Source organism: Frankia sp. AiPa1, assembly GCF_023243075.1.
Taxonomy (GTDB): Bacteria; Actinomycetota; Actinomycetes; order Frankiales; family Frankiaceae; genus Frankia.
This window is the reverse complement of record NZ_JALKFZ020000136.1, coordinates 1-22,061: the sequence shown is the minus strand read 5'-3', so window position 1 is coordinate 22,061 and position 22,061 is coordinate 1. Positions and strand designations below refer to the sequence as shown.

At 73.5% G+C, this 22,061-nt stretch carries 17 protein-coding genes and 1 riboswitch; all 17 genes read right to left on the bottom strand.

Going from position 1 to position 22,061, the window contains the following annotated elements; genetic code table 11:
* Positions 1–140 precede the first annotated feature (140 nt).
* Positions 141–2,843 carry a phenylalanine--tRNA ligase subunit beta gene (locus tag MXD95_RS14050; RefSeq protein WP_250641056.1) on the bottom strand — a complete coding sequence of 901 codons (2,703 nt, stop codon included), beginning with the start codon at positions 2,841–2,843 and terminating at the stop codon, positions 141–143.
* A gap of 4 nt (positions 2,844–2,847) precedes the next feature.
* Complete coding sequence (gene pheS / locus MXD95_RS14045; RefSeq protein WP_250641055.1) at positions 2,848–3,951, bottom strand: phenylalanine--tRNA ligase subunit alpha; 1,104 nt, start codon at positions 3,949–3,951, stop codon at positions 2,848–2,850.
* A 142-nt stretch (positions 3,952–4,093) separates the two neighbouring features.
* Complete coding sequence (locus tag MXD95_RS14040; RefSeq protein ID WP_250641066.1) at positions 4,094–5,185, bottom strand: sensor histidine kinase; 1,092 nt, start codon at positions 5,183–5,185, stop codon at positions 4,094–4,096.
* A 99-nt stretch (positions 5,186–5,284) separates the two neighbouring features.
* Complete coding sequence (locus MXD95_RS14035; RefSeq protein ID WP_250641054.1) at positions 5,285–6,208, bottom strand: TrmH family RNA methyltransferase; 924 nt, start codon at positions 6,206–6,208, stop codon at positions 5,285–5,287.
* Positions 6,209–6,228: 20 nt separating this feature from the next.
* Positions 6,229–6,609: a 50S ribosomal protein L20 gene (gene rplT, locus MXD95_RS14030; RefSeq protein ID WP_250641053.1), complete on the bottom strand. Its 381-nt coding sequence runs from the start codon at positions 6,607–6,609 to the stop codon at positions 6,229–6,231.
* A gap of 85 nt (positions 6,610–6,694) precedes the next feature.
* Positions 6,695–6,889, bottom strand: coding sequence for a 50S ribosomal protein L35 (rpmI, locus tag MXD95_RS14025; RefSeq protein WP_250641052.1), 195 nt, complete (start codon positions 6,887–6,889; stop codon positions 6,695–6,697).
* Between the two features lie 117 nt (positions 6,890–7,006).
* Positions 7,007–7,588 (bottom strand): translation initiation factor IF-3, encoded by a 582-nt coding sequence (gene infC, locus MXD95_RS14020; protein WP_250641051.1) that lies wholly within the window; start codon positions 7,586–7,588, stop codon positions 7,007–7,009.
* A 356-nt stretch (positions 7,589–7,944) separates the two neighbouring features.
* Positions 7,945–9,030, bottom strand: coding sequence for an SseB family protein (locus MXD95_RS14015; protein ID WP_250641050.1), 1,086 nt, complete (start codon positions 9,028–9,030; stop codon positions 7,945–7,947).
* 552 nt (positions 9,031–9,582) lie between these two features.
* Positions 9,583–12,192: a MinD/ParA family ATP-binding protein gene (locus tag MXD95_RS14010; RefSeq protein ID WP_250641049.1), complete on the bottom strand. Its 2,610-nt coding sequence runs from the start codon at positions 12,190–12,192 to the stop codon at positions 9,583–9,585.
* A gap of 16 nt (positions 12,193–12,208) precedes the next feature.
* Complete coding sequence (locus MXD95_RS14005; RefSeq protein WP_250641048.1) at positions 12,209–12,364, bottom strand: hypothetical protein; 156 nt, start codon at positions 12,362–12,364, stop codon at positions 12,209–12,211.
* Positions 12,365–12,490: 126 nt separating this feature from the next.
* Positions 12,491–12,973 carry a 6,7-dimethyl-8-ribityllumazine synthase gene (gene ribH / locus MXD95_RS14000; RefSeq protein ID WP_250641047.1) on the bottom strand — a complete coding sequence of 161 codons (483 nt, stop codon included), beginning with the start codon at positions 12,971–12,973 and terminating at the stop codon, positions 12,491–12,493.
* On the bottom strand, positions 12,970–14,385 hold the full coding sequence (locus tag MXD95_RS13995) for a bifunctional 3,4-dihydroxy-2-butanone-4-phosphate synthase/GTP cyclohydrolase II (protein WP_250641046.1): 1,416 nt from the start codon (positions 14,383–14,385) through the stop codon (positions 12,970–12,972). Before MXD95_RS13995 ends, ribH begins: the two co-directional genes overlap by 4 nt.
* Positions 14,382–15,215: a riboflavin synthase gene (locus MXD95_RS13990; protein ID WP_250641065.1), complete on the bottom strand. Its 834-nt coding sequence runs from the start codon at positions 15,213–15,215 to the stop codon at positions 14,382–14,384. The genes MXD95_RS13995 and MXD95_RS13990 overlap by 4 nt, the downstream gene beginning before the upstream one ends.
* A 139-nt stretch (positions 15,216–15,354) precedes the next feature.
* Positions 15,355–15,484: riboswitch (FMN riboswitch) on the bottom strand.
* Positions 15,485–15,564: 80 nt separating this feature from the next.
* Positions 15,565–16,254 carry a ribulose-phosphate 3-epimerase gene (gene rpe, locus MXD95_RS13985; RefSeq protein ID WP_250641045.1) on the bottom strand — a complete coding sequence of 230 codons (690 nt, stop codon included), beginning with the start codon at positions 16,252–16,254 and terminating at the stop codon, positions 15,565–15,567.
* Positions 16,255–16,353: 99 nt separating this feature from the next.
* Positions 16,354–17,778: an RsmB/NOP family class I SAM-dependent RNA methyltransferase gene (locus MXD95_RS13980; protein ID WP_250641044.1), complete on the bottom strand. Its 1,425-nt coding sequence runs from the start codon at positions 17,776–17,778 to the stop codon at positions 16,354–16,356.
* On the bottom strand, positions 17,775–18,797 hold the full coding sequence (fmt, locus tag MXD95_RS13975) for a methionyl-tRNA formyltransferase (RefSeq protein ID WP_250641043.1): 1,023 nt from the start codon (positions 18,795–18,797) through the stop codon (positions 17,775–17,777). Before fmt ends, MXD95_RS13980 begins: the two co-directional genes overlap by 4 nt.
* Before the next feature lie 243 nt (positions 18,798–19,040).
* Positions 19,041–21,608 carry a primosomal protein N' gene (locus MXD95_RS13970; protein WP_250641042.1) on the bottom strand — a complete coding sequence of 856 codons (2,568 nt, stop codon included), beginning with the start codon at positions 21,606–21,608 and terminating at the stop codon, positions 19,041–19,043.
* Positions 21,609–22,061: the final 453 nt, after the last annotated feature.

Here is a 22,061-nt window from a genome sequence, read left to right as displayed (position 1 = left end):
GACGGTGCGCGTGCCGCCGAGGACGTGGTCGGAGCCGGGCCGGGCCGGGGATCGGGCGGAATCGGGCGGAACCGGCCGGGGATTCGAGCGGGAACCGGCCGGTCTACTGTGCTGGACCAGCATGATCCGCGAGAAGGACCCTAGGCCCGCAGGGAGGCGCCGAGGCGGTCGGCGGCGACGGCGACCGCGGCATCGCGGGCCGCGTTGGCCTCGGCGGCGGTCAGCGTCCGGTCGAAGGCCCGCAGCCGCAGCCCGAACGCCAGCGAGCGCTGTCCCGGCCCGACCTGCTCCCCTTCGAAGACATCGAACAGGGTCAGCGACTCCAGCAGCGCGCCGGCTCCCGCTCGCAACGCCGCGGTCACGTCGGCCACAGGCACCTGAACCGGGACGGCGAGTGCCACATCCCGGTCAGCCGGCGGATAGGTGGAGATCGTCGGCGCCGCGACCGGAGGGGCCGCTTCGGCCACCGCGAGCAGCGCGTCCAGGTCGAGTTCCATCGCCACCGTCCGCGCCGGCAGGCCAACGCCGCCATGCACCCGCGGGTGCAGCTCACCGGCGTATCCGACCAGGCGCCCGTCGAGCGAGAGAGCAGCGCACCGACCCGGATGCCACGGCATGGCCTCACCAGCGGCGACGGTCAGCGTGAGCCCGAGCGCCTCGGCGACGAGATGCGCGGCATCGACCGCGTCCGCCCAGTCGACCGCCCGGCCCGGTCCCGCCCAACCGGCCGGCTCGGACCGACCGGCAAGCAGGACGGCGAGATGACGCGGCTGCTCGGGCAGGGCGGCGTCCAGGGCAGTGATCTCGTCGGCGGAGGGCTTGCGGTCCACCGCGGGAGCGGTGACCGGCGCCGGGCCGCCGGGCCGCTCCCGGAAGACCAGGCCGGTCTCGAACAGCGCCAGATCCTGCTGACCGCGGCCCAGGTTGCGTCCGGCGGCGGCGATCAGCCCGGACAGCAGGGTGGTTCGCAGGTAGGCCGCGTCCTCGGCGATCGGGTTCGCGACCCGCACGACCGCGCGCCGCGGGTCGTCGGCAGCGAGGCCCAGCGCGTCGGGAGCGTCCTCGGGCACGAACGGGAGCGTCTGCACCTCGACATAGCCGGCACCGGCGAGTGCCCGGCCGACGGTGCGGCGCATCCGCTGCGCCGCGGTGAGCCCCCGACCGGCGGGAAGCCGGGGAAGCGTCACCGGGATCGTGTCGTAGCCCTCCAACCGGACGATCTCCTCGACGAGGTCCGCCGGACGGGTCAGGTCCGGACGCCACGACGGGGCCACGACCGCGAGGACCTCCTCACGGTCAACGGCGCCGTCCACGCTGTCCACGACTGCGCCAGCAGAGGTACGGCCGGCAGAGGTATGGCCAGCGGAGGAGCCGCCGGCAGAGGTATGGCCGGCGAGGGTGCAGCCGACGTCGGCCAGCCGGCGCAGCACCGTCTGCGGAGGATAGGGCCGCCCGGCAAGCCGTTCCGCCTCGCCGAGGGGCAACGACACGGTCGTGGCCGCCGGCCGATGGTCCAGGTCGGTGACGCCCGGCCCGGCTGTGGCCCCGGCCAGCTCCACGAGCAGGCCGACGGCGGCCGCGGCGGCCACCGGGGCAAGCGCCGGGTCGACGCCGCGTTCGAAGCGGCGCGAAGCCTCGGACGACAGGCGGTGCCGCCGGGCGGTGCGCGCGACACTGATCGGGTCGAAGTGGGCGGACTCCAGCACGATCTCGGTCGTCGTCGCCGAGATCTCGGTGCTGGCACCGCCCATCACCCCGGCGAGCGCGATCGGGCCGGAGTCATCCGCGATCACCAGGTCCTCGGGGTCCAGCGTCCGCAGGGCGTCGTCGAGAGTCCGCAGCGTCTCGCCGGGGGCGGCGCGGCGCACGACGATCGGGCCGCGCAGCTTCGCCCGGTCGAAGGCGTGCAGCGGCTGGCCAAGGCCGAGCAGCACCGCGTTCGTGACGTCCACCGGCACGGAGATCGACCGCATCCCGGCCAGAGCCAGCCTGCGCGCCCAGGTCATCGGAGTCGCCGCCGCGGGGTTGACGCCGGTGACCACGCGGGCGACATACCGATCGCAACCGGCAGTGTCCTCCACGAGCACGGGATACGCCGACGCCCCGCCAGACCCGCCAGACCCGCCCGGTCCACCGGAATCGGGCGTGACCGCCGGGGGCAGACCGGGGCTGTCGACCAGACCAGGCTCATCGACCAGACCGGGGTCACCGACCAGACCGGGATCATCGAAGGGCAGCGCGAAGGCGGTCGCCGCCTCCCGGGCGATGCCGCGCACGGACAGGGCATAGCCACGGTCGGGCGTGATGGCGATGTCTAGCACCTCGTCGGCCAGCTCGAGCAGTGAAGCGACATCCGCGCCCAGCGGGGTCGACGGGGGCAGCACGAGAATGCCGTCGTGGTCGTCGCCAAGGCCGAGCTCGCGCGCCGAGCAGATCATGCCCTCGCTGAGATGCCCGTACGTCTTGCGGGCGGTGATGGCGAAGCCGCCCGGCAGTACGGCACCTGGCAGCGCGACCGCGACCCGGTCCCCCACGGCGAAGTTGAGCGCTCCGCAGATGATCCCCCGGACCGCCGCGCCATCCCCGGTGCTCTCATCCCCGGTGGCCCCGTCACTGATGGCCCCGCCCCCGGCCACACGGACCTGGCACCAGCGCACGGTCTTCTTCTTCGTCTCGACCGGCTCGAAGCCGATGATCTCGCCGACGACCACGCCGGACACGTCCCCGCCGACGGCCCGCAGGCCCTCGACCTCGAAGCCGGCCCGGATGAGCGCGTCGGCGATCGCCCGCGACGGCGGCAGGCCGGGGACATACTCGCGCAACCAGGACATCACGATGAGCATGGCTTCAGTCCTCGATTCCGAACGGGAGGCCGAAACGGACGTCCCCGTCGACGAAGTCGCGGATCTCACGGACGCCGTACCGGATCATCGCGGCACGTTCCAGACCCATCCCGAAGGCGAAGCCGCTGTAACGGGCCGGGTCGACACCGGCCGCGCGCAGCACGTTCGGGTCGACCATGCCGCAGCCGAGAAGCTCGATCCACCCCTCGTCGGAGCAGACCCGGCAAGGCTGACGGGCCGCCTCGCCCCGGCAGTCGAAGCACTGCACGTCAAGCTCGGCGGACGGCTCGGTGAACGGGAAGTAGGACGGGCGCAGCCGGGTGGACAGCCCCGCACCGAACAGGGCCTCGGCGAAGGTCGCGAGCGTTCCACGCAGGTCGGCCATGGTGATGCCCTCGTCGACGGCAAGGCCCTCCAGCTGAGCGAACACCGGCGAGTGGGTCGCGTCGATCGCGTCGTTGCGGTAGGTCCGCCCCGGGGCGACCACGTAGACGGGCAGCGGTCGGGCGAGCAGCGAGCGGATCTGCACCGGGGACGTGTGGGTACGCAGCAGCCGGCCGGATCCGACGGGCTCGACGTAGAGCGTGTCGTGCTCGCTGCGGGCGGGATGGTCGGGGGCCATGTTCAGGGCCTCGAAGTTGAACCAGTCATGTTCGACCTCGGGTCCCTCGCCGACCTCGTAGCCCATGGCGACGAACACATCGACGAGGCGGTCGGACAGGGAGCTCAGCGGATGACGGGCGCCGCGGCGGCGCCGCGCGGGTGGCAGCGTCACATCGACGCGCTCCTCACGCAGCACGCGGGTGTCCCGCTCGGCGGTGAGCTCGGCCAGGCGGGCCTCGAACGCGGCCTGTACCTCGGCGCGGGCGGCGTTGTGCCGCCGGCCCGCGTCGGCGCGTTCCTCGCGCGGCAGGGCGCCGAGCTCCCGGCGGGCGCGGACCAGCGGGGCGGAGTCGCCCTGCACGTGGGCGGTGCGCACCACGGCCAACGCGGCCAGGTCGGCGGCGCCGGCGATGGACTTCTGCGCCGCCGCGACGGCCGCGGCGAGCTGATCGGGATCGAGGGCCTGGACCCGGGACGGGTCGACTGTCTCTCCAGGGGCGGACACGGTGCTCATCCTCGTATCGGTGTTCCGGGCGAAGCTCGCCTGGCCGGGTGATACACGGCACGGGCGAGGGGCCGCGGGTGCGGCGGATGGTGCCCGGGGCGCCCGCCGATGGACTTCGGCGATGCTCAGCTGTGCCGGACGCTCAGCCGAACACCGGTCCACCGGCGGGCACAAAAAATCGGAATTCGGCGCCACCGCCAGGAGCCCTGCCGACCGAGATCGTGCCACTGTGCGCCTCGATCAGCGCTTTGGCGATATAGAGACCGAGACCGGTGCCGTTACCACGGCTGGCGCCGCGCCAGAACTTGGTGAACACCCGGGTGGCGTTCGCCTCGGGGACACCCTCACCCTCGTCGGACACGCTCACCTCCGTGCCTGTCTCGTCGCCACGCAGAACCACGGTGACTGTACCCGCTCCGTGGCGCAGCGCGTTGTCGACCAGGTTGTGCAGCACCTGCTCCATCTTGTCCGGGTCGACCCACATTTCCGGCAGCTCGCCCTCCTCGCGCAGGACGAACCGGTCGGGCTCGGCCGCACCAGAAGCGATCTTGCCCTCGACGACGGCCCGCAGCCTCGCGGCCAGGTCGACGACCTGCTTGCGGACCTGAATGCGCCCGGAGTCGATCCGGGAGACGTCCAGCACCTCGGCGAGCAGACGGGTGACCCGGTCGGCATCGGTGTTGACCGTGTTCAGCATGAGCTTCTTCTGCTCGTCGGTGAACCGGTCCCACTTCGCCAGCAGGGTGGCGGTGAATCCCTTCACGCTGGTCAGCGGTGAACGCAGCTCATGGGCGACGGTCGCGACGAGGTCGGCCCGGTTGCGCTCGAGCCGCTCACGGCTGGAGGTATCCCGCAACGCCAGGCACACCCGGGCAAGACGGCCGGCGATCCGGGTGAACTGGACGGTGACGTGGAAGTCACGGTCCTGGTCGGGACCGGCGTAGGTGAGGCGCCGCTCGGGCTGACCGATGACCCGGGGCAGGTGACGGCTCGGTGCGGAGCACTCCCACCAATCGTTGCCGCGCTCGTCGAGCAACGGCAGCACCTCGGTGACATGCCGGCCGACGGTGCCGGGCGCGGCCAGGCCGATCAGTCGGGTCGCCGCACGGTTGAACACCTCGACCGTGCCGGACGCGTCGGTCACGACGACGGCGTCAGGCAGCAGGTCGAAGGCCGCCGCGGGAAGGGGCCCGTCCAGCGTGGCCGGACCGGCGGGTTCATCGTCAGCAGTCATGGCCTCGCCTGGTGCCGGATCGGCGGTGCTGGTCGGCCCCTGGGAGGCGGATGTCGACGCGATGGTGTTCACCACCGTCGACCACCTCCTCCGGTGCCGTCAGTACCGGCCGTTCTCTGTACCCGCCCTTGCGTCTGTGCCCGCCCCCGCGGTGTCCGGTCCTGCGCGTGGTGCTGGGCTCGTGCCAGCCGAGCAGACTCGACCGGCACGTTGACGCTCCCGCCGCTGTGCCCGCGCAGACGCGTACAGGCACAGGGCGGACGCAACCGCAAGATTCAGGGACTCGGCCTGACCGTACACCGGGACCCGCAGGGTCGCGTCCGCGGCGGCCAGACCCGCGGGGTCAAGCCCGTGCGCCTCGTTGCCGAACAGCCAGGCGGTCGGCCGGTCGAGGTCGCCGCTGGCCACGGCGGTGTCGATGTCACGCTCCGCGGCACCCGAAGTGGCGATGATCTGGCACCGATGGGCCCGCAGGCCGGCAATCGTCGTGGCGAGGTCGGCCTCGACGATCACCGGGAGGTGGAAATGGCTACCGGCGGACGAACGTACGGACTTTCCACCGAACGGGTCCACGCCACCGCCGGTGAACACGATCGCGTCCGCGCCGGCCGCGTCCCCGCTGCGGATCACCGTTCCCGCGTTACCGGGATCGTTCGGCCCCACGCACACCGCCACCAGCCTCGGCCTGGCCAGGTCCGCGAGTCGGTGCCCGGGCAGCATCGCGACACCGACCAGACCCTGCGGTGTCACCGTCTCCGACAGCGCCGCGGCCGCCGCATCGGTGACCACCCGGACGGGAACACCGGCGGACCGCAGCAACGCGTCGTGGCGGGCCGCCGCGGACACCCCGACGAACACCTCGACCAACGCCCCCGCGGCCACCGCGGCGCCGACTGCCTGCGCGCCCTCGACCAGGAATCGGCCCTGCTCGCGGCGCTCGGTGGGCCGACGCAGCCGTCGAGCCGCGCCCACCCGCGCCGACCGCGGCCCGAGAGCGGCGCCAGCGACCCCGCGTGCGGTCACTGCCTGGCCGTGTGACGAGCTCAGGCGGCGCTCGGCTCCGGCGCCGCGGCCAGGGCAGCCCGGGCCACCTCGACCAGCGCCGCGAACGCCGCCGCATCGTTGACGGCCAGATCGGCGAGGATCTTGCGGTCCACGTCGACCGCGGCCAGCTTCAGCCCCTGCACGAAGCGGTTGTACGTCATGCCGTTGGCGCGTGCCGCGGCGTTGATCCGAGTGATCCACAGCTGCCGGAAGTCGCCCTTGCGCGCGCGACGGTCCCGGTAGGAGTAGGTCATCGAGTGGAGCATCTGCTCCTTGGCCTTGCGGTACAGCCGGGAGCGCTGGCCCCGGTAACCACTGGCCTGTTCCAGGACGGTGCGGCGCTTCTTCTGGGCGTTGACCGCCCGCTTCACGCGTGCCATGAGGGCACCTGTCTCCTTCGTTCGGGTGCGTCCGGCCGCGGTGACCGGATCGGTCGGCGCAGCCGGAATCGTCAGGGGTGCGCGCTCAGCGAGCGAGAAGGCGCTTGATCCGACGCTCGTCGGCCCTGGTCAACGCGACCTCGCCGTCGAGGCGGCGGGTACGGCGGCTCGACTTGTGCTCGAGCAGGTGGTTGCGGTTGGCACGTCGCCGCATCACCTTGCCGGTTCCGGTGATCCAGAACCGCTTGTTCGCGCCGCTGTGAGACTTCTGTTTGGGCATGTCGACATCCTGACGGTGGACGTGGGTGGTCGAACGACCGGCACGCGTGCGCCGCGTGACGGGGATCCCCCGCCCGCGCGCAGATCCGGGTGGTGCTGGTCAGACGGGTGGTGCTGGTCAGAGGTGGCCAGCCGGCTCCGGAAGCCGCTGCGGCTTGGAACCCTTGTGCGGCGCCATCACCATTGTCATGTTCCGGCCGTCCTGCTTGGGCTGGGCCTCGACGTAGCCGAGTTCGGCGACGTCGGCGGACAGCCGCTGCAGCAGACGGATCCCCAGCTCCGGGCGGGACTGCTCCCGGCCACGGAACATGATGGTGATCTTGACCTTGTCGCCGGCCCGCAGGAACCGCACAACGTGACCCTTCTTGGTCTCGTAGTCGTGCGGGTCGATCTTCGGGCGCAGCTTCATTTCCTTGATGACGGTCTGGACCTGGTTCTTCCGAGCTTCCCGACGCTTCTGGTCGGACTCGTACTTGAACTTTCCGTAGTCCATCAGCTTGCAGACCGGCGGCCGCGCTGTCGGCGCGACCTCGACGAGGTCGAGGTCGGACTCCTGGGCCATCCGCATGGCCTCGCCGATCGCGACGATGCCGATCTGCTCGCCCTCCGCGCCGACGAGGCGCACCTCGGGAACGCGGATCCGGTCGTTGATGCGTGACTCTGTGCTGATGTGTTCCTCCGTTGCTCGACGCGCGGGCATGACCTCACCGCAGCGGAGCACCGAGCCTGGTGGCACCAGACTCCCGGCCGACAACCGTGGGCACGGCTCGGCCGACCGGCGACCCGGCCGCCGTGCCCGCGGCCTCTCACAAGGCCGGGCGGGACCCTGGCACCCCGCGCAGGCGGCGCCATCGGCAACATCGGGTGGAGGGCGAACCCCCGCTTGGTCCTGCCAGACAGGCTCCGCGCCTCCGCCGGGGCCGTCTGAACGACGGCACCGTCAGGCAGGTGGAACCCGACCGGCATTCGGTCTCCGTCAAGAGTAGCACCACGGCCGCTCATACGACGATCACGCGCTCCCCCGCCACGCCGCCGCGGGCTGTTCCCGCATTCTGATCAGACGCGCAGACCCCGGCCGAGTTGGCGGCGCACCGCGCGCACCTGGCCCGGTTCGATCAGGAGCACCGCGACACCGCGGCCCGCGCCCTTCGGACTCGCGCCTGCCGCGTCCGCGACGTCGGAACTCGCGCTCCGCAGGCCCACGGCATCGGCATCGGCATCGGTGCATCTGAGCAGCTCGGACAGTCGCCGCGCCGCAGCCTCGCCGTCCTGGCGCCGCCCGGCCCGTCCCCGCGGCGCCACGACCAGCACTGGCCGCGTGGCGCCCAGCAGAACGGGCCCGCGGGGCACGGCAGACGGATCCGGCGTACCCGGCCCGGCGGACGAGCCCGGCTCCGCAGACGTCTCGGGCCCGGTGAGCTGCGCTGGCCAGGCCACGACCGGTGCCGCGAGCGCGCGAAGGGCAGCCAGCACCCGTTGCGGTGCCAGCAGCCCGTCGGTTCCCGTCCATGGCCGCAGCGCGGTGAGCCACGCGTCGATGGGATCTTCCACGGGTCGCGGGTGCGGCTCCGAAGCCGCGGCGGGCGCCTGCTGGCCGGGCAACTCCACCGTGCTTGCCTGGCGCCATCCGCCGGCTGGCCGTCGAGCAGCGACTGACCCCGGGTAACCAGGAGGTCGCGAATCGTCCGCAGATCGCGAGTCGTCCGCCGATGGCCGACCGCCGGAGGGCGGTAGCTCCACACTGGCGGGGTGCGGACCGGCAACGTCGATTACCACGGCGCCAAGGCCTTGGCGCGTCGCCTCCGCCCAGGCGTCGGGCGCGGCCACCGGCACCGGTCGCGCCTCGGGCCGCCAGGCGGCGAGGCTCGCCACGCTGGAAAAGATCGGCAGGGCGCTCGCGCCGGCGGCCGTCCGCAGTGTGATCAGCGCCATCTCGCTGCTGCGGTCAGCACCGGTGGCCTCATCCACGGATGTCCGCTGTGCCTCGATACCGACGAACACCCGCGCCCCGCGTAGCGCCACCGCAAGCGCCGCCGGATCGATCCGACCCCCGTCACGGCCGGCCGCGAGCACCCGGGCCAAGCCCGCATCGGCCTCCCCAGTGTCCCCCTGCCCCGCCGGGCGCAGCAGCTCTCGCTTCATGCGCCGCAGCCTAGGTTGCCTCTCGTGGATCTCCGGCTCGCGGCCGGGTTCACCCGGCGAATCTCACTGTCCGTGATGGCTTTCCGGGGTGGTGGCGCTACTGATGGGCGGGGGTGTCGCTTCTACCGGGCAATCGGTCCGATTTACCCCTTCGTAACCCTGTAGAAGCGACACGAAGGTTTTCCGGGGCCGATCCGTCGTCACGCACGGCAGCGAGCAGGGCGGTAGCGGGTCGGCGGTGGGGAGAGGGCTCGCTCGTCGTGACGACCGGAGCTGACGGTGACGGCAGAGGCGCCGTGTACCACCGGCCACCGGCCATCGGCCATCGGGCTCGGGCATCGGGCATCGGGCATCGGGTACGCGGTACGCGGTACGCCAGACGGTGCGCGTGCCGCCGATGACGTCGGACGTGGTCCGGACCCCGGGGATCGCGCGGGTCCGGGCGGGGATCGGGCGGGAACCGACCGGTCTGCTGTGATGGACCATCATGATCCGCGAGAAGAACCCCAGTGCGCACCCGCGTCCGAGGTTCCGCGCGACTCTCTGGCCGCCTCAGCCGATGCCGGCGGAACGGTTGTCCGCGCCGGCGGCGGCCAGGGCGGGACGGGCCAGAGCCAGGGCCGGGCCGCTGCCGGGCATGGGCGCGGTGGCGACGGCGCCGGCCAGCCGCTGGAAGGCGAAGCGGGTGCGGCGACGCAGGCGCAGCCAGTTGATCGGGCGGCTGTCGGTGAGGGCGGGGTCGAACGGCACCGGCACGGTGATGTAGGCGCGGTCCTCAAGATGCTCCATGCGCAGGCGGGCGCCGCGGCTGAGCCGGGATGGGTAGGTCTCGACCACCGCGACGATCACCGTGGTCGCGAGGTCAGCACGCCCGCCGGCGACGAGGGCGGTCAGTGCGTCGTCCGCCCCGGCGATCTCGGCTTCACCGGCGCGGACGGTGAGCACCAGCTGGTCGGCGCGGGCAAGCAGGGTCGCCGGCACCGGCTGGCTCCACCCGGACGGCGCGTCCGCGACGATCACGGGATACCAGTGGCCGAGCAGGTCGAGTGACCAGGCGAGTTCCTCGGGAACCAGCCCCGGGCCGCCGAGATCCCGCATTCCGGCGAGGACATTCAGCCCGCTGGACCCTCCAGTGGCGAGGTATCGGCGCACGGCGTCCAGGGATGACACCGGCGGACGCGCGGCGGCGAGCTCGCGCAGCCCGACCCCCGGCGGGATCAGGCCCACCCGGTGGGCCAGCAGCCCGCACTGGTCGGGCGAGGCGTCGATGGCAACCACCCGATGGCCGTGGTGCGCGGCCATCGCCAGGCCAAGGCCCGCTGCCACCGTCGTCCGGCCGCCCCCGCCGCCGAAGCCGCCCACCATCACCCGTCGCCCGCCAGTCCGCACCCGCGGATACCCGGCACCGGTTGGATCCTGCTCGACGCGGCCGGTCAGCCCGGGGCCGGGCCGGTGCGCGGCCGCGGCATCCCGGGCCAGGATGGTGGCGTTACGCACCCGCTCGGGCAGCCCGCCGAACCGTCGTGACGAGGGTGGTGCCGGCGGAGTCAGCGGTGCGGGTGGAGTCGGCGATATCGGACGAGCCGGCGGTGTCGGGCGCACCACCGGCACGGGCATGGGGCTTGACGGCGTCGTCCAGGTTCCGACGTCTCCGGCGGGCGCCCCGGGCACGGGTGCACCTGGCCAGGGTGCAGGCGCACCGGACAGCGACGGATCAGGCGGAGGCACCGTGGGCGCAGGCATCGCGAGCTCGCCGGATGCGGATCTGACCCCGGCGAACGGCGCCACGGGTGGCGCGGGTGGCATGGGTGGCGCGGGTGGCATGGGTGGCGCGGGCGCGGGCGGGAACGGCGTCTGCGCAACAACGACGGCCTGACCCGCGAGCGGCGGCGAGCTCGGGAACAGCAACGGTGGCAGCTCGGGCTGGGCGGGACTGGCCTGCGTCGCCTGCGCCGCCGACCCGGCGAATCCCGAGACCCACGGTCCGAGCGGTGGGCGCGCGTGCACCGCCCGTTCGGCCTGGTCGGGCACGTCTGCTTCCGGGTGCGCGCTTCCCGATGGCGCCGGGGCCGGCACGCCTGACCCAGGAGGTACGTCCGGCGGCACCGGAGCACCGGCTGCCGGTACCAGCACCGTCATACTCCCCCAGCCCTCCCCGGGCGGAGGAATACTGGGCGGCGGGCTCGGCACCCGCCGGGCCGACCCGGCGAAGGACGGGCTGGCCTCGGGCCGACTGACCATCGGCGGATCGACCCTGGGCGCATCGACCAGCTCCGCACCGCCCGCCGCCGCGACGGCGCCGGAAGCCGGTGTGACAGTATCCGCAGCCGCGGTCGCAGGGGTCACCGTCCCGGCGCTCGGAGCGCCTGTCATCGGAGCGCCTGCGGTTGCAGTACCGCGAGGCACGATGTCCGACGCTCGCACCGGCGACGCGGACGGTGGCGATCCCAGCGGCGGCAGGGGCTGGTTCGCCGTGGGTGGAGGCGGCAGAGCGAACGACGGAGGGGCCAGTCGAGCGGCGAACGGAAAGGCCGGGCCCGGCGATCCAGGTGCCCCCGGGGACCCGGGTGGCCGGGGTGTTCCCGATATTCCCGGCAGATCGGGCGGGTTGGGCGCGGCGATAGGAGCGGACACGCCGGCCAGGTCAGGCGTCCAACCGGCGGCCGGTGGGCTGGTAGCCGGCCGCGCCGCCGAACCGGGTGGCCACGGCGAGTGCGCCGGGGCCACCCGAGCTCCAGGCTCGGTACCGGCCTCGGTACCAGCGTCGTTGCCGGAGTCGTCGGCAAAGGGCTCCTGCGCGCCTGGCCCATCGCCATCGGCGGAGTCGAACGCGACCGGAGCCGGTAGCGACGCGGCAGGTGGCACAGCGGGCGGCGGTACGGGCGGGGCGGGTAGCGGCGGCGGCGAGGCGGGTAGCGGCGGCGGCGAGGCGGAGCTCGGTGGCAGGGTCGGGCCGACACTGGGCGGGGTGGTCGTCGTGCCAGGGCGCGGGCGGGCGGACCGGCGGGTGACCAGGGCGTTGCGGGGAGTCTGGGTGTCGGTCAGGCGCAGCCCGAGCAGCGAGATCGGGCGCGCGTCACCGCCGCCGGGAGCAGCGGTGGACCGGCTGGGCGCGTCGCGCTGCGGGTCGCCGTCATTCTCGTCGCCGCCATGACCCGCCATCCGTGCCACCTCGCCCTCACCACCGGATCGACCCCGACGGACGACGCCGCAGCGCGAAGCCGCCGCTACGGCACGACATCACCGTCTCGCGACCATGTCGTCCCGACAAGCCCTTCACCAGGATCAGGACCGGCACAAACACGATCACGAGCAGCGAACCCACCGTCGGCACACCCGATCCACTCGGAATCGCCACGTGATGGCAACACCATACCGAGGCCATGTCACCAGGACGGATCGGGCTCGCACCGTCCGTGTGAATCCTGGGGGTGCCACCGCAGTGCGTGGCGCCGATGTCTCAGTCAGTCGGATCGAGCGCGCGCAGCACCGCGGCGGTCTCGAGAGCTGCGAGCGTCGCCTCGCGACCCTTGTCCTCCCGAGAGTCCGCCAGACCGGCCCGGTCCCGCGCCTGGTCGATCGTGTCGCAGGTCAGCACGCCGAAACCGATGGGCACCCTCGCGTCGAGGGTGACGCGCGCAATCCCGGCCGTGACGAACTGGCAGACGTAGTCGAAGTGCGGTGTCCCACCGCGGATGACCACGCCGAGGGCGACGACCGCATCGTGACGCGCGGCCAACGCCGCCACCACCACGGGCAGCTCGACCGCGCCGGCGACCCGCACCACTGTCGGCGCGGTCGCCAGCCCCACGTCCTTCGCCGCCCGCAGCGCCCCGGCGAGCAGCGCGTCGGTGATCTCCGCATGCCAGCGGGTCGCGACGATCGCCAGGCGCAGGCCGGTGGCCTGCGGGAGCACCTCCGCCGGTGCGCCGTGGCCGCTCACTGTTCGGCCCCCTCGTCGGCAGCCTCCCCGTCGTGGGCCCCCGCGCCACCACGGCCCGCGGCGCAGCCGGAGATCGCGGGCACCAGCGACGGGCCCGCGGGCCTGCGGGGAGCGGCCGGGGTGTCCTCGCCGACCGCCATGGGCAGGCCGGGAAGCAAGTGGCCCATCCGGTCTCGCTTGGTGGTCAGGTAGCGCAGGTTCTCCGGCGTGTGGCTGACCGGCATGGAGATCAGCTCGGCGATGCGCAGCCCGTATCCCTCCAGGCCCGCCCGCTTGGTCGGGTTGTTCGACAGCAGCCGGATACCCCGCACCCCGAGGTCGACGAGGATCTGCGCACCCGTGCCATAGTCGCGGGCGTCCGCCGGCAGGCCCAGGGCCAGGTTGGCGTCGACGGTGTCGTGCCCAGCGTCCTGCAGCTGGTAGGCACGCAGTTTGTGCATCAGGCCGATGCCACGGCCCTCATGACCACGCATGTACAGGACCACTCCCCGGCCCTCGGCCGCGACCAGCCGCAGGGCCGCGTCGAGCTGTGTGCCGCAGTCGCAGCGCCGGGAGCCGAACACATCGCCGGTGAGGCACTCGCTGTGGACCCGGGTCAGCACGTCCTCGCCGTCCCCGAGCTCGCCGCGGATCAGCGCGATGTGCTCGACGCCGTCGAGGATGCTGCGGAACCCGACGGCACGGAACGGGCCGTAGCGGGTGGGGATCGACGCCTCCGCGACCCGGACGACCTGCTTCTCGGTGCGCCGACGGTAGGCGATGAGATCCGCGATGGAGATCAGCAGCAGACCGTGCTCGCGGGCGAACGCGGCCAGCTGCGGCAGTCGCGCCATCGTTCCGTCGTCGTTGACGATCTCGCAGATCGCGCCGGCGGGGTGCAGGCCCGAGAGCCGGGCGAGGTCGACGGCCGCCTCGGTGTGCCCGGGGCGGCGCAGGACTCCACCGTCCTTGGCGCGCAACGGGAAGATGTGGCCGGGCCGGCTCAGGTCACCGGGGGTGGTGCCCGGGTCGGCGAGCAGCCGGATCGTGCGGGCCCGGTCAGCGGCGGAGATGCCGGTGGACACGCCGGTGCGGGCGTCCACGGAGATCGTGAACGCGGTGCCCATCCGCTCGGTGTTGTGCGGAACCATCTGGTCGAGCTCGAGCCGGTCGGTGTCGTCCGGGTCCATCGGCACGCAGATGACCCCCGAGGTGTAGCGGGTCATGAACGCGACGAGCTCCGGCGTCGCGGCCTCGGCGGCGAAAATGAGATCGCCCTCGTTCTCCCGATCCGCGTCGTCGACGACGACGAGTGGCCGCCCGGCCGCGAAATCGGCGAGCGCGGCCCCGATCTCGGCGAACTCGATGTCGGCGAACTCGATGTCGGCGGAGATCACGCGCTCGCCCGGATCGACATCCCTGGCACTGGTCATCGCTGGAATCCGTTCGGATCAGAGGTACCGGCCGGTACGGGCCCGCCGGGGGCCGGTTCGGAATGACCGGACGCGCCGGCCTGCAGCTTCTCGACGTATTTCGCCAGCACGTCGACCTCGACGTTGACCCGTGAACCGGGCGCACGATGGCCGAGAGTGGTGTGCTCGAGGGTGGTGGGGATCAGGCTGACGGTGAACGACGCCGGCGCGTCGTCGCGCGCGGGCGTGACCTCGACAACGGTGAGGCTCACCCCGTCGACCGTCACCGAGCCCTTCTCCACGAGGTAGCGGTCGAGACCCGCCGGCAACGCGACGCGCACGACCTCCCAGTGCTCGGCGACCTGCCGGTCCTGGACGACGCCGACGCCGTCGACGTGCCCCTGCACCAGGTGCCCGCCGAGCCGGTCGGACAGGCGCACCGGCCGTTCCAGGTTGACCCGGTCTCCGGGAGCGAGCCCACCCAGCGAGGAACGCGCGAGCGTCTCGTGCATCACGTCGGCGGTGAACGCACTGGCGCCGGTCAGCGTGCCTGCGGGGCCGGCCCGGCTCGCCGTCTCGTCTCGGGCCACGGCATCGCGGGACGCTCCGTCCAGCGCCGCGTCATCCAGCGCGGCCCCGTCCCATGCCGCGCTGGCCGCGGCGCCGCCAGCGAGAACAGCCTTGTCGCGCAGCAGGCTGGTCACGGTCAGGCAGACGCCGTTGACGGCGATGGAGGCGCCGTGGATCGCGTCCTCGAGAACGGTCTGACAGGTGATGGTGAGCGAAGCCGCATCCGCGCCCGCATCCACCGCGGTGACGATGCCGAGCTCTTCGACGATGCCGGTGAACATCCGACCCGTGCCCTTCGGTCCCGGGCACCGCTCCCCGGCCATGGGCAGGCATCCACGCGGACCAGCCGGCATGCTCACGCCGGCACGCGCCCGCTGGCGACAGCCGCATGAGCCACCGCTGCACAGGCACCACGGGCCCGCGCGCGTCCTCCCATCCGGACTTTCACCGTCGGTCCCGGAATTTCACCGGATCAACCACCCCAGAAATCTGGAGCGGGTCGCGGACTGTCACCGCCGGCTCGGAGTTTCACCGACCCCGGAGCGCGCGTGCTACTAGTTGTGCTGCCCTATTTTGGCATAGGAATCCGGTCCGCGCCTGCCCCACAAATGTGACCGAGACCATGTTCACTCAGGGTGACGGTTGGGTGAGGTTCGGGGCGACCCGCAGGGCTTGGGCCCGCAGCTTCTCCACGGCCTCGCCGGGATCCTCGGCGCCGAAGACGGCCGTGCCGGCAACGAAGACGTCCACCCCGGCGGCGGCCGCCGCCTCGATCGTCCGCTCGTTCACGCCGCCGTCGATCTGCAGCCAGAGGTCAAGGCCCCGGTCGTCCAGCAGCCGGCGGGCGGCCTCGATCTTGGGCAGGACCTCGGTCATGAACGTCTGGCCGCCGAAACCGGGCTCGATCGTCATAAGCAGCAGCAGGTCGAAGCGGTGCAGGTCCTCCACGTAGCGCTCGACCGGCGTGTTCGGCTTCACGGCAAGCCCGGTGCGGGCGCCGGCGGCGCGGATGGACGCGGTGGTCCGAGGCAGATTCGAGACAGCCTCGGCGTGGATCGTCACGTTCGCGGCGCCACGCTCGGCGTAACCGGCGGCCCAGCGATCCGGGTCGGCGATCATGAGATGACAGTCGAGCGGGGTCGCCGTCGTCGCGCGCAGCGCCGTCACGGTGTCCGGGGAGAACGCCAGGTTCGGGACGAAGTGGTAGTCCATGACGTCGACATGCAGCCAGTCCGCCCGTCCCTCGACGCTATGTGCCGCCTCGGCGATCCGGCCGAAGTCAGCGGCGAGCAGGCTGGGGTAGATCTGTGCGGTTGCCACCCCGCGAGACTATCGAGGACATCTGCCGTGCCGGCGCCCGTACGGTCCGTCACCCCACGCGAGCGGGCACGGGCCCGCCCCACTTGATCTGGCGCCTGGTCAGGCGTCGCTGCGGCGCAGGAGGGCGAGGAACATCGCGTCGGTGCCGTGGCGGTGCGGCCAGAGCTGGACGAAGGGGCCTGGACCGAGGTCGGGGACATTCGCCAGGACGCGGGTCGCGTCGAGCAGGGACGCCTCCGGGCGCTGCGCCGCGACGCGACGGACCACCTCGGTGGTCTCGGCCGGGTGCGGCGAACAGGTCGCGTAGGCCACCACACCGCCGGGGCGGACGAGGTCGAGGGCGGCGACGAGCAGCGCACTCTGCAACGGGACAAGAGCGGCGACATCCTGCACGGTCCGCCGCCACCGAGCCTCCGGTCGTCGGCGCAGGGCACCCAGGCCGGTACAGGGCACGTCGACCAGGACCCGGTCCGCGGATCCGGGTGGCAGCGGGCCCGCCCGGCCATCCGCGCGGGCCACCCAGGCGCCCGGGACACCATCAAGAGATCGGGCCACCAGAGCCGCGCGGGTCATCCGCGGTTCGAGCGCCAGCAGCCGCCCGCCGGTGAGCAGCCCGGCGAGCAGGGCCGCCTTGCCGCCAGGGCCCGCGCACAGATCGACGGTCAGGTCCAGGTCCCGGCCGACGGTCGGCGTCGTGGCCAGGGCGAGCGCGACAAGCTGGCTGCCCTCGTCCTGCACCGCGGCCGCGCCGGCCCGGACCGAGGCGAGTGCCCCCGGATCGCCGCCGTCGAGAATAGCGGCATAGGGCGAGTACGGCCCGGGCTGGGCGCTCAGGCCGGCCTGCTCGACCTCGGCGATCAGTGCGTCCCGCCCGATCCGGCCGGGACGGGCGACGAGGTGGGTGGCCGGGCGGACGTCGTCGGCGACGAGCGCTGCCCGGGTCTCGGTGAGATCGTCGCCCAACGCCTCCGCGACGGCCTCGACGATCCAGCGCGGATGGGCGCACACGACCGCGAGATGGCCGATCGGGTCGGTCTCGAACGCGGGCGCGCCGAGCATCAGGGCCAGATCACCGCCGGTCTCACTGACGCTCGCCGCGACCCGGCGCAGCACCGCGTTGGCGAAGCGGACCGGGCGTTCTCCGCTGGTGGCCCGGACCAGGTCGACCGTGGTCGCCACCGCCGCCCGCGCCGGAACCCGGGTGCGCAGCAGCTGGTAGGCGCCCAGCCGCAGTGCGTCGCGCACAGGCGGGTCGATGCCGTCCACGGGCCGGCTGGTCGCCGTGTCCAGCATTCCGTCGAGGGTGCCCTGGGCCCGCAGCGTGCCGTAGGCGAGCTCGGTGGCGAAGCCACGGTCGCGGACGGACATGCCGCTGCCGGCCAACAGCGCCGGCAGCAGCAGGTTCGCGTACGCCCCCCGCTCGTCAACGGCCCGCAGCACCTCCCAGGCCAGCCGCCGCGCCCGGTCGACCCGCGCCGGCGGGCGGGCCCCCCGGGTACCTCCGGGCGCCCCGGCGGCGCTCATGCGCTCCGCCCGGCCGGCGGCGAGGCGGCGGCCGAAGCCGGCTCCGTGGCTGGTGCCGGGGCTGGGGCCGGAGTGATCAAGCGCTCGTCCGCGCCCAGGCGGGCGCCCCGGGCCCAGTCCTGCGCAGCCATCGGGCCGCGGCCCTCCGGACGCACCTCGCCGAGCAGCACCGGGTCGGTGCCGGTACCCACGGCAACGGCCCCGTCGGCGAGCACGGCCAGCGCCCCGGGGGCGAGGCCCCTCGTGGTGGCGTCGGCGGGCAGCGGGCCCATCCGGACCGGGCCGAGCTTGAGGCGGCGATCCCGCAGCGTCGTCCAGGCACCTGGCGCCGGGGTGGCCGCCCGGACCAACCGGTCGACGGCGACCGCCGGGCGGCTCCAGTCGACGCCCACCTCCTCGACGGTGAGCTTCGGCGCGAACGAGATTCCCTCGTCCGGCTGCGGCACCGCCTGGACGCTGCCGTCGGCGAGACCGTCCATCACCGCGACGAGTAGCCGCGCGCCCGAGTCCGCGAGCCGGTCGAGCAGGTCGCCCGAGGTGTCCGTGGGGCGGACCAGCTCGGTGACCACTCCGAACACGGGGCCGGAGTCCATCGCCAGCTCGATCTGAAACACGGTGGCGCCGGTGAGGTCGTCGCCGCCGAGCAGGGTGCGCTGCACCGGGGCCGCGCCGCGGTAGGCCGGCAGGAGCGAGAAGTGCAGGTTGACCCAGCCGTGGCGGGGGATCTCCAGGGCCGGCGGCGGCAACAGCGCGCCGTAGGCGACGACCGGGCAGCAGTCCGGCGCGAGCTCGGTGAGCGCCGCGAGGAACTCCGGGTCTCCCGGACGGCGCGGGCTGAGCACCGGGATACCAGCCTCGTCCGCCAGCACGTGCACCGGCGGCGAGGTGACCTTCCGGCCGCGGCCGGCCGGTTTGTCGGGCCGAGTGACCACAGCGACCACGTCGTGCTGCGGGCTGTCGATCAGAGCCCGCAGGCTGGGCAGGGCAACCGCCGGCGTGCCGGCGAAGACAAGGCGCACACGAACACCGTTCCGCCACAAGGCGCGAGGACGCCGTGGCCGTCTCTGCGGGACATTCGAGCGGGACGATCCTGCGGGGCTTCTCCAGGATGACCGGCCGTGTCCCGCGGCCGGACGCCGCACGACCGTATCGCGGCCGACCTCCGCCAGCGTGCACGACCGGGCGCGGACCGCCGCTGTGACTCGCGGGCGGTCCCCGCCACTGTGACCCCGGGGCGGACCGTGACTCGACGCCATAGCCGCTCAGCCGATCACGAGCGGGTCCAGCTGGATACGCAGACCGCTCGTGCTGCGCCGGGTGCCGAGCACGCCGCGGGCGGCGTGCAGGGCCGCGGCGAGCTCGGCACCGCGAGCACGCGGCACTCGGACGAGGAGGCGCTCGAGCTCGCCTGCCTCCGGGCTGCCGCCGGGACGCGCCGGATCCGACGGCCGGGCGGGGCGCGTGGATCTGCCGGGGCCGGGGCCGCCGGCGGGGCTCGAAGGCCTAGCGGTGGGCAGCGGCACCGGGCCTAGCACGTCGGCATCGTCGGGCAGCCGCAGAACGTCCAACAGCTCGGCGAGGGCCGCGGCGGTGCCGTCGACCGCGGCCATCCGGCTCGCCGGCGGAAAGCCGAGCGCGGCGCGCTCGTCGGCCTCACGGGCGGTGAAGGTCGCCGGGTCCCAGCGGATGAGCGCCTGCACGGCCGGTAGCCCCGCGTCCGCAGCCACGATCACCCGGCCACCGTCAGCGGCCGGACGGGCCAGTGCCGCCGCCGCCGCCCAGCGCCGCAGCGCCGTCTCAGCGGCCCGCAGGTCAGGACGGCCGAGCAGGGCCCATCCGTCGAGCAGAACCACGGCGCCGAAGCCGCCGCCGTCCGCAACCGGTTCCGCCCCTGGAGTGGAGATGATCAGGGCCGCTTCGGCGGGCACGGTGGCCAGCACGCCATCGCGCCCGGAGGTGCGCAGCCGCACCCCCGGAAACACCCGGCCAAGCTCCTCGGCCGTGCGCCGGTCGCCGGTCACCGAGGCCCAGAACCGGGTATCCCCGCAGGACGGGCACTGCCAGGCCGCCTCGGGGCGTCCACACCATACGCAGGCCGCCAGGCCCGCGCCGGACGGACGGCCCAGCGGCCCCTGGCAGTGCCGGCAGCGGGTCGGACGGCGGCAGCCGGCGCAGGCCAGCGATGGCTGGTAGCCCCGCCGCGGGACCTGGATGAGCACCGGCGCACCCGCGTCGAGAGCCGCCCGGGCGGTCCGCACGACCAGCGACGGCAGCCGGGCGGCCCGGGCTGCCGGGTCCCGGGCGATCTCGTGGTCCGAGCCGGTCGCCTCGACCCGGGGGGCAAGCTCCCGCAGCTCGGCCCGCCCGGCCCGCAGCGGATGGGCCCAGCCCGCCCGCACCAGGGCCTCGGCCTCCACGGTCGGGCAGAACCCGCCGACGAGCAGCGCCGCGCGTTCCTGCCCGGCGCGCAGCACCGCGACATCCCGGGTGTGCGGATAGGGAGCAAGCGGCTCCGCATGCAGATCGTCGCCGTCATCCCAGATAACGAGCAGGCCAAGCCGGGTGACGGGCGCGAAGACCGCCGCACGGGTACCCACCACGACCCGCGCCTGCCCACGACTGGCCGCAAGGAACGCCCGGTACCGTGCGGCCGGCCCGAGATCGGCTCGCAGGGCGACCGTGGCTTCCCGCCCGACCGCCTCGACCAGCGCCGCCTCTACCCGGTCGACATCCCGGTGATCAGGCACCACGACGACCGCGCCACGTCCCGACCGCAGGGTCGCCGCCACCGCGGCGGCGACCATCGCCGGCCAGGCCGGCCCGGGCAGCGCCCACCACACGGCCCGTGGACTGCGCCCGTCCGCAAGCGCCGTCAGCATCGACGGCCCGTCCGGATACCGTGCCCAGCCCCTCGGCCCTCCAGCCGGCACCCCCCTCGCCCCCGACCGCGACCCAAGCTCTGAGAGCGGCCCCGGCCACGACCGCGAACCCGGCTCTGACCGCGAACCCGGCTCCGACTCCGACTCCGACTCCGACTCCGAACCCGGCTCTGACCGCGACTCCGACTCCGACTCCGACCGCGAACCCGGCTCTGACGGCGGCCCTGGGTCCGACGGCTGGGTTTGGGACAGCGGCTCGGTAGGTGAGTCCGGCGATGCTGACAGCGCTGGCTCGGTCCGCGGGGCCGCCATCTCGGCCAGTCCCGCTGCCTGCGCGACCTCGGCCGTCTCGGCACGGGCATGGCGCGGCGGAACAGCCAGGCGCAGGACGTCGGCGAGGGTGCCGGCATAGCGGTCCGCGACGGCGCGGGCGAGCCGGGCGATGGCCGGGGAGAGCACCGGTTCGGCGGAGACCGATCTGGCCAGTGGGGCGAGCCGCCCCACGTGATCGGAAGACTCCGCCCGCTCCAGGATGAAACCATCGGCCAAGCGGCCCGCGAAGCGCACCCGCACCCGCGATCCGGGAACAGCCGACGCAGCCAGACTGGCAGGCACCAGATAGTCGAAGAGACGATCCAGGTGGGTCAACGGAGTGTCGACCGCCACCCGGGCGACCGGCAGCACCTCGGCCGGCGGCGCGGGGGAGCCCGGCGCGCGCCGGCGCCCGCTTCCGCTTCCGCCTCCGCCTCCGCCTCCGGGCGACCGTCCGACCGATGAAGACCGACCGCCGCCCCTGGCCGAACCAACCTGCGACGTCCGCCCGGCGGACAGGGACCGATCGACTCTCCCGCCTGACCCGGCCGACGCCGGCCGGCGGCCGGCATCCTGCTCAGGCGCCGCCGCCGCGGCCTTCGAGCCCAGGCCGGGAATCGTGCCGGACGGTTCGGTCATGACGGCATTCCTACCAGGCGTCACCGACACTGTTTGCTGACGCCGACGACCAGCTGAGGCCGACGACCCGTCCAGTGCCAACGCGGCGCAGCGACGCTGAACGGCTGCGGCTACGGTCCGTGACGACGACCGTGAGCCAGCAAGGGCCCAAGATCTAAACAGGTCGCTGTGGGGCCATTCGTGTCCGATTTACCCCCCACGGCGACCTGTTTAGCAGGATCATGCTCGAAGGCCCGCTGCGGTACGTAGTGGGCGGGGTGTCCAGCCCATCCTCGCGCAGAGACGGCGACGACATCGGCCATACCCTACCTGAATCAACGGACATTTCGCCACAAAGCGAACACCGACGGCTGGGCCCGACGCCGCCGCCATGCTCGGCGGAGCCGGACCGAGGCGGAGCCGGACCGAGGCGGAGCCGGACCGAGGCGGAGCCGGACCGAGGCGGAGCCGGAC

Bases quoted from the DNA above. Each gene is read 5' to 3' on its own strand.
- MXD95_RS14050 (WP_250641056.1), bottom strand. From the start codon at position 2,843: ATGCTCATCGTGATGTCCTGGTTGCGCGAGTATGTCCCCGGCCTGCCG.
- MXD95_RS14040 (WP_250641066.1), bottom strand. From the start codon at position 5,185: ATGACTGCTGACGATGAACCCGCCGGTCCGGCCACGCTGGACGGGCCC.
- rplT (WP_250641053.1), bottom strand. From the start codon at position 6,609: ATGGCACGCGTGAAGCGGGCGGTCAACGCCCAGAAGAAGCGCCGCACC.
- rpmI (WP_250641052.1), bottom strand. From the start codon at position 6,889: ATGCCCAAACAGAAGTCTCACAGCGGCGCGAACAAGCGGTTCTGGATC.
- infC (WP_250641051.1), bottom strand. From the start codon at position 7,588: ATGCCCGCGCGTCGAGCAACGGAGGAACACATCAGCACAGAGTCACGC.
- MXD95_RS14015 (WP_250641050.1), bottom strand. From the start codon at position 9,030: ATGAAGCGAGAGCTGCTGCGCCCGGCGGGGCAGGGGGACACTGGGGAG.
- MXD95_RS14010 (WP_250641049.1), bottom strand. From the start codon at position 12,192: ATGGCGGGTCATGGCGGCGACGAGAATGACGGCGACCCGCAGCGCGAC.
- MXD95_RS13995 (WP_250641046.1), bottom strand. From the start codon at position 14,385: ATGACCAGTGCCAGGGATGTCGATCCGGGCGAGCGCGTGATCTCCGCC.
- MXD95_RS13990 (WP_250641065.1), bottom strand. From the start codon at position 15,215: ATGTTCACCGGCATCGTCGAAGAGCTCGGCATCGTCACCGCGGTGGAT.
- MXD95_RS13980 (WP_250641044.1), bottom strand. From the start codon at position 17,778: ATGAGCGCCGCCGGGGCGCCCGGAGGTACCCGGGGGGCCCGCCCGCCG.
- MXD95_RS13970 (WP_250641042.1), bottom strand. From the start codon at position 21,608: ATGACCGAACCGTCCGGCACGATTCCCGGCCTGGGCTCGAAGGCCGCG.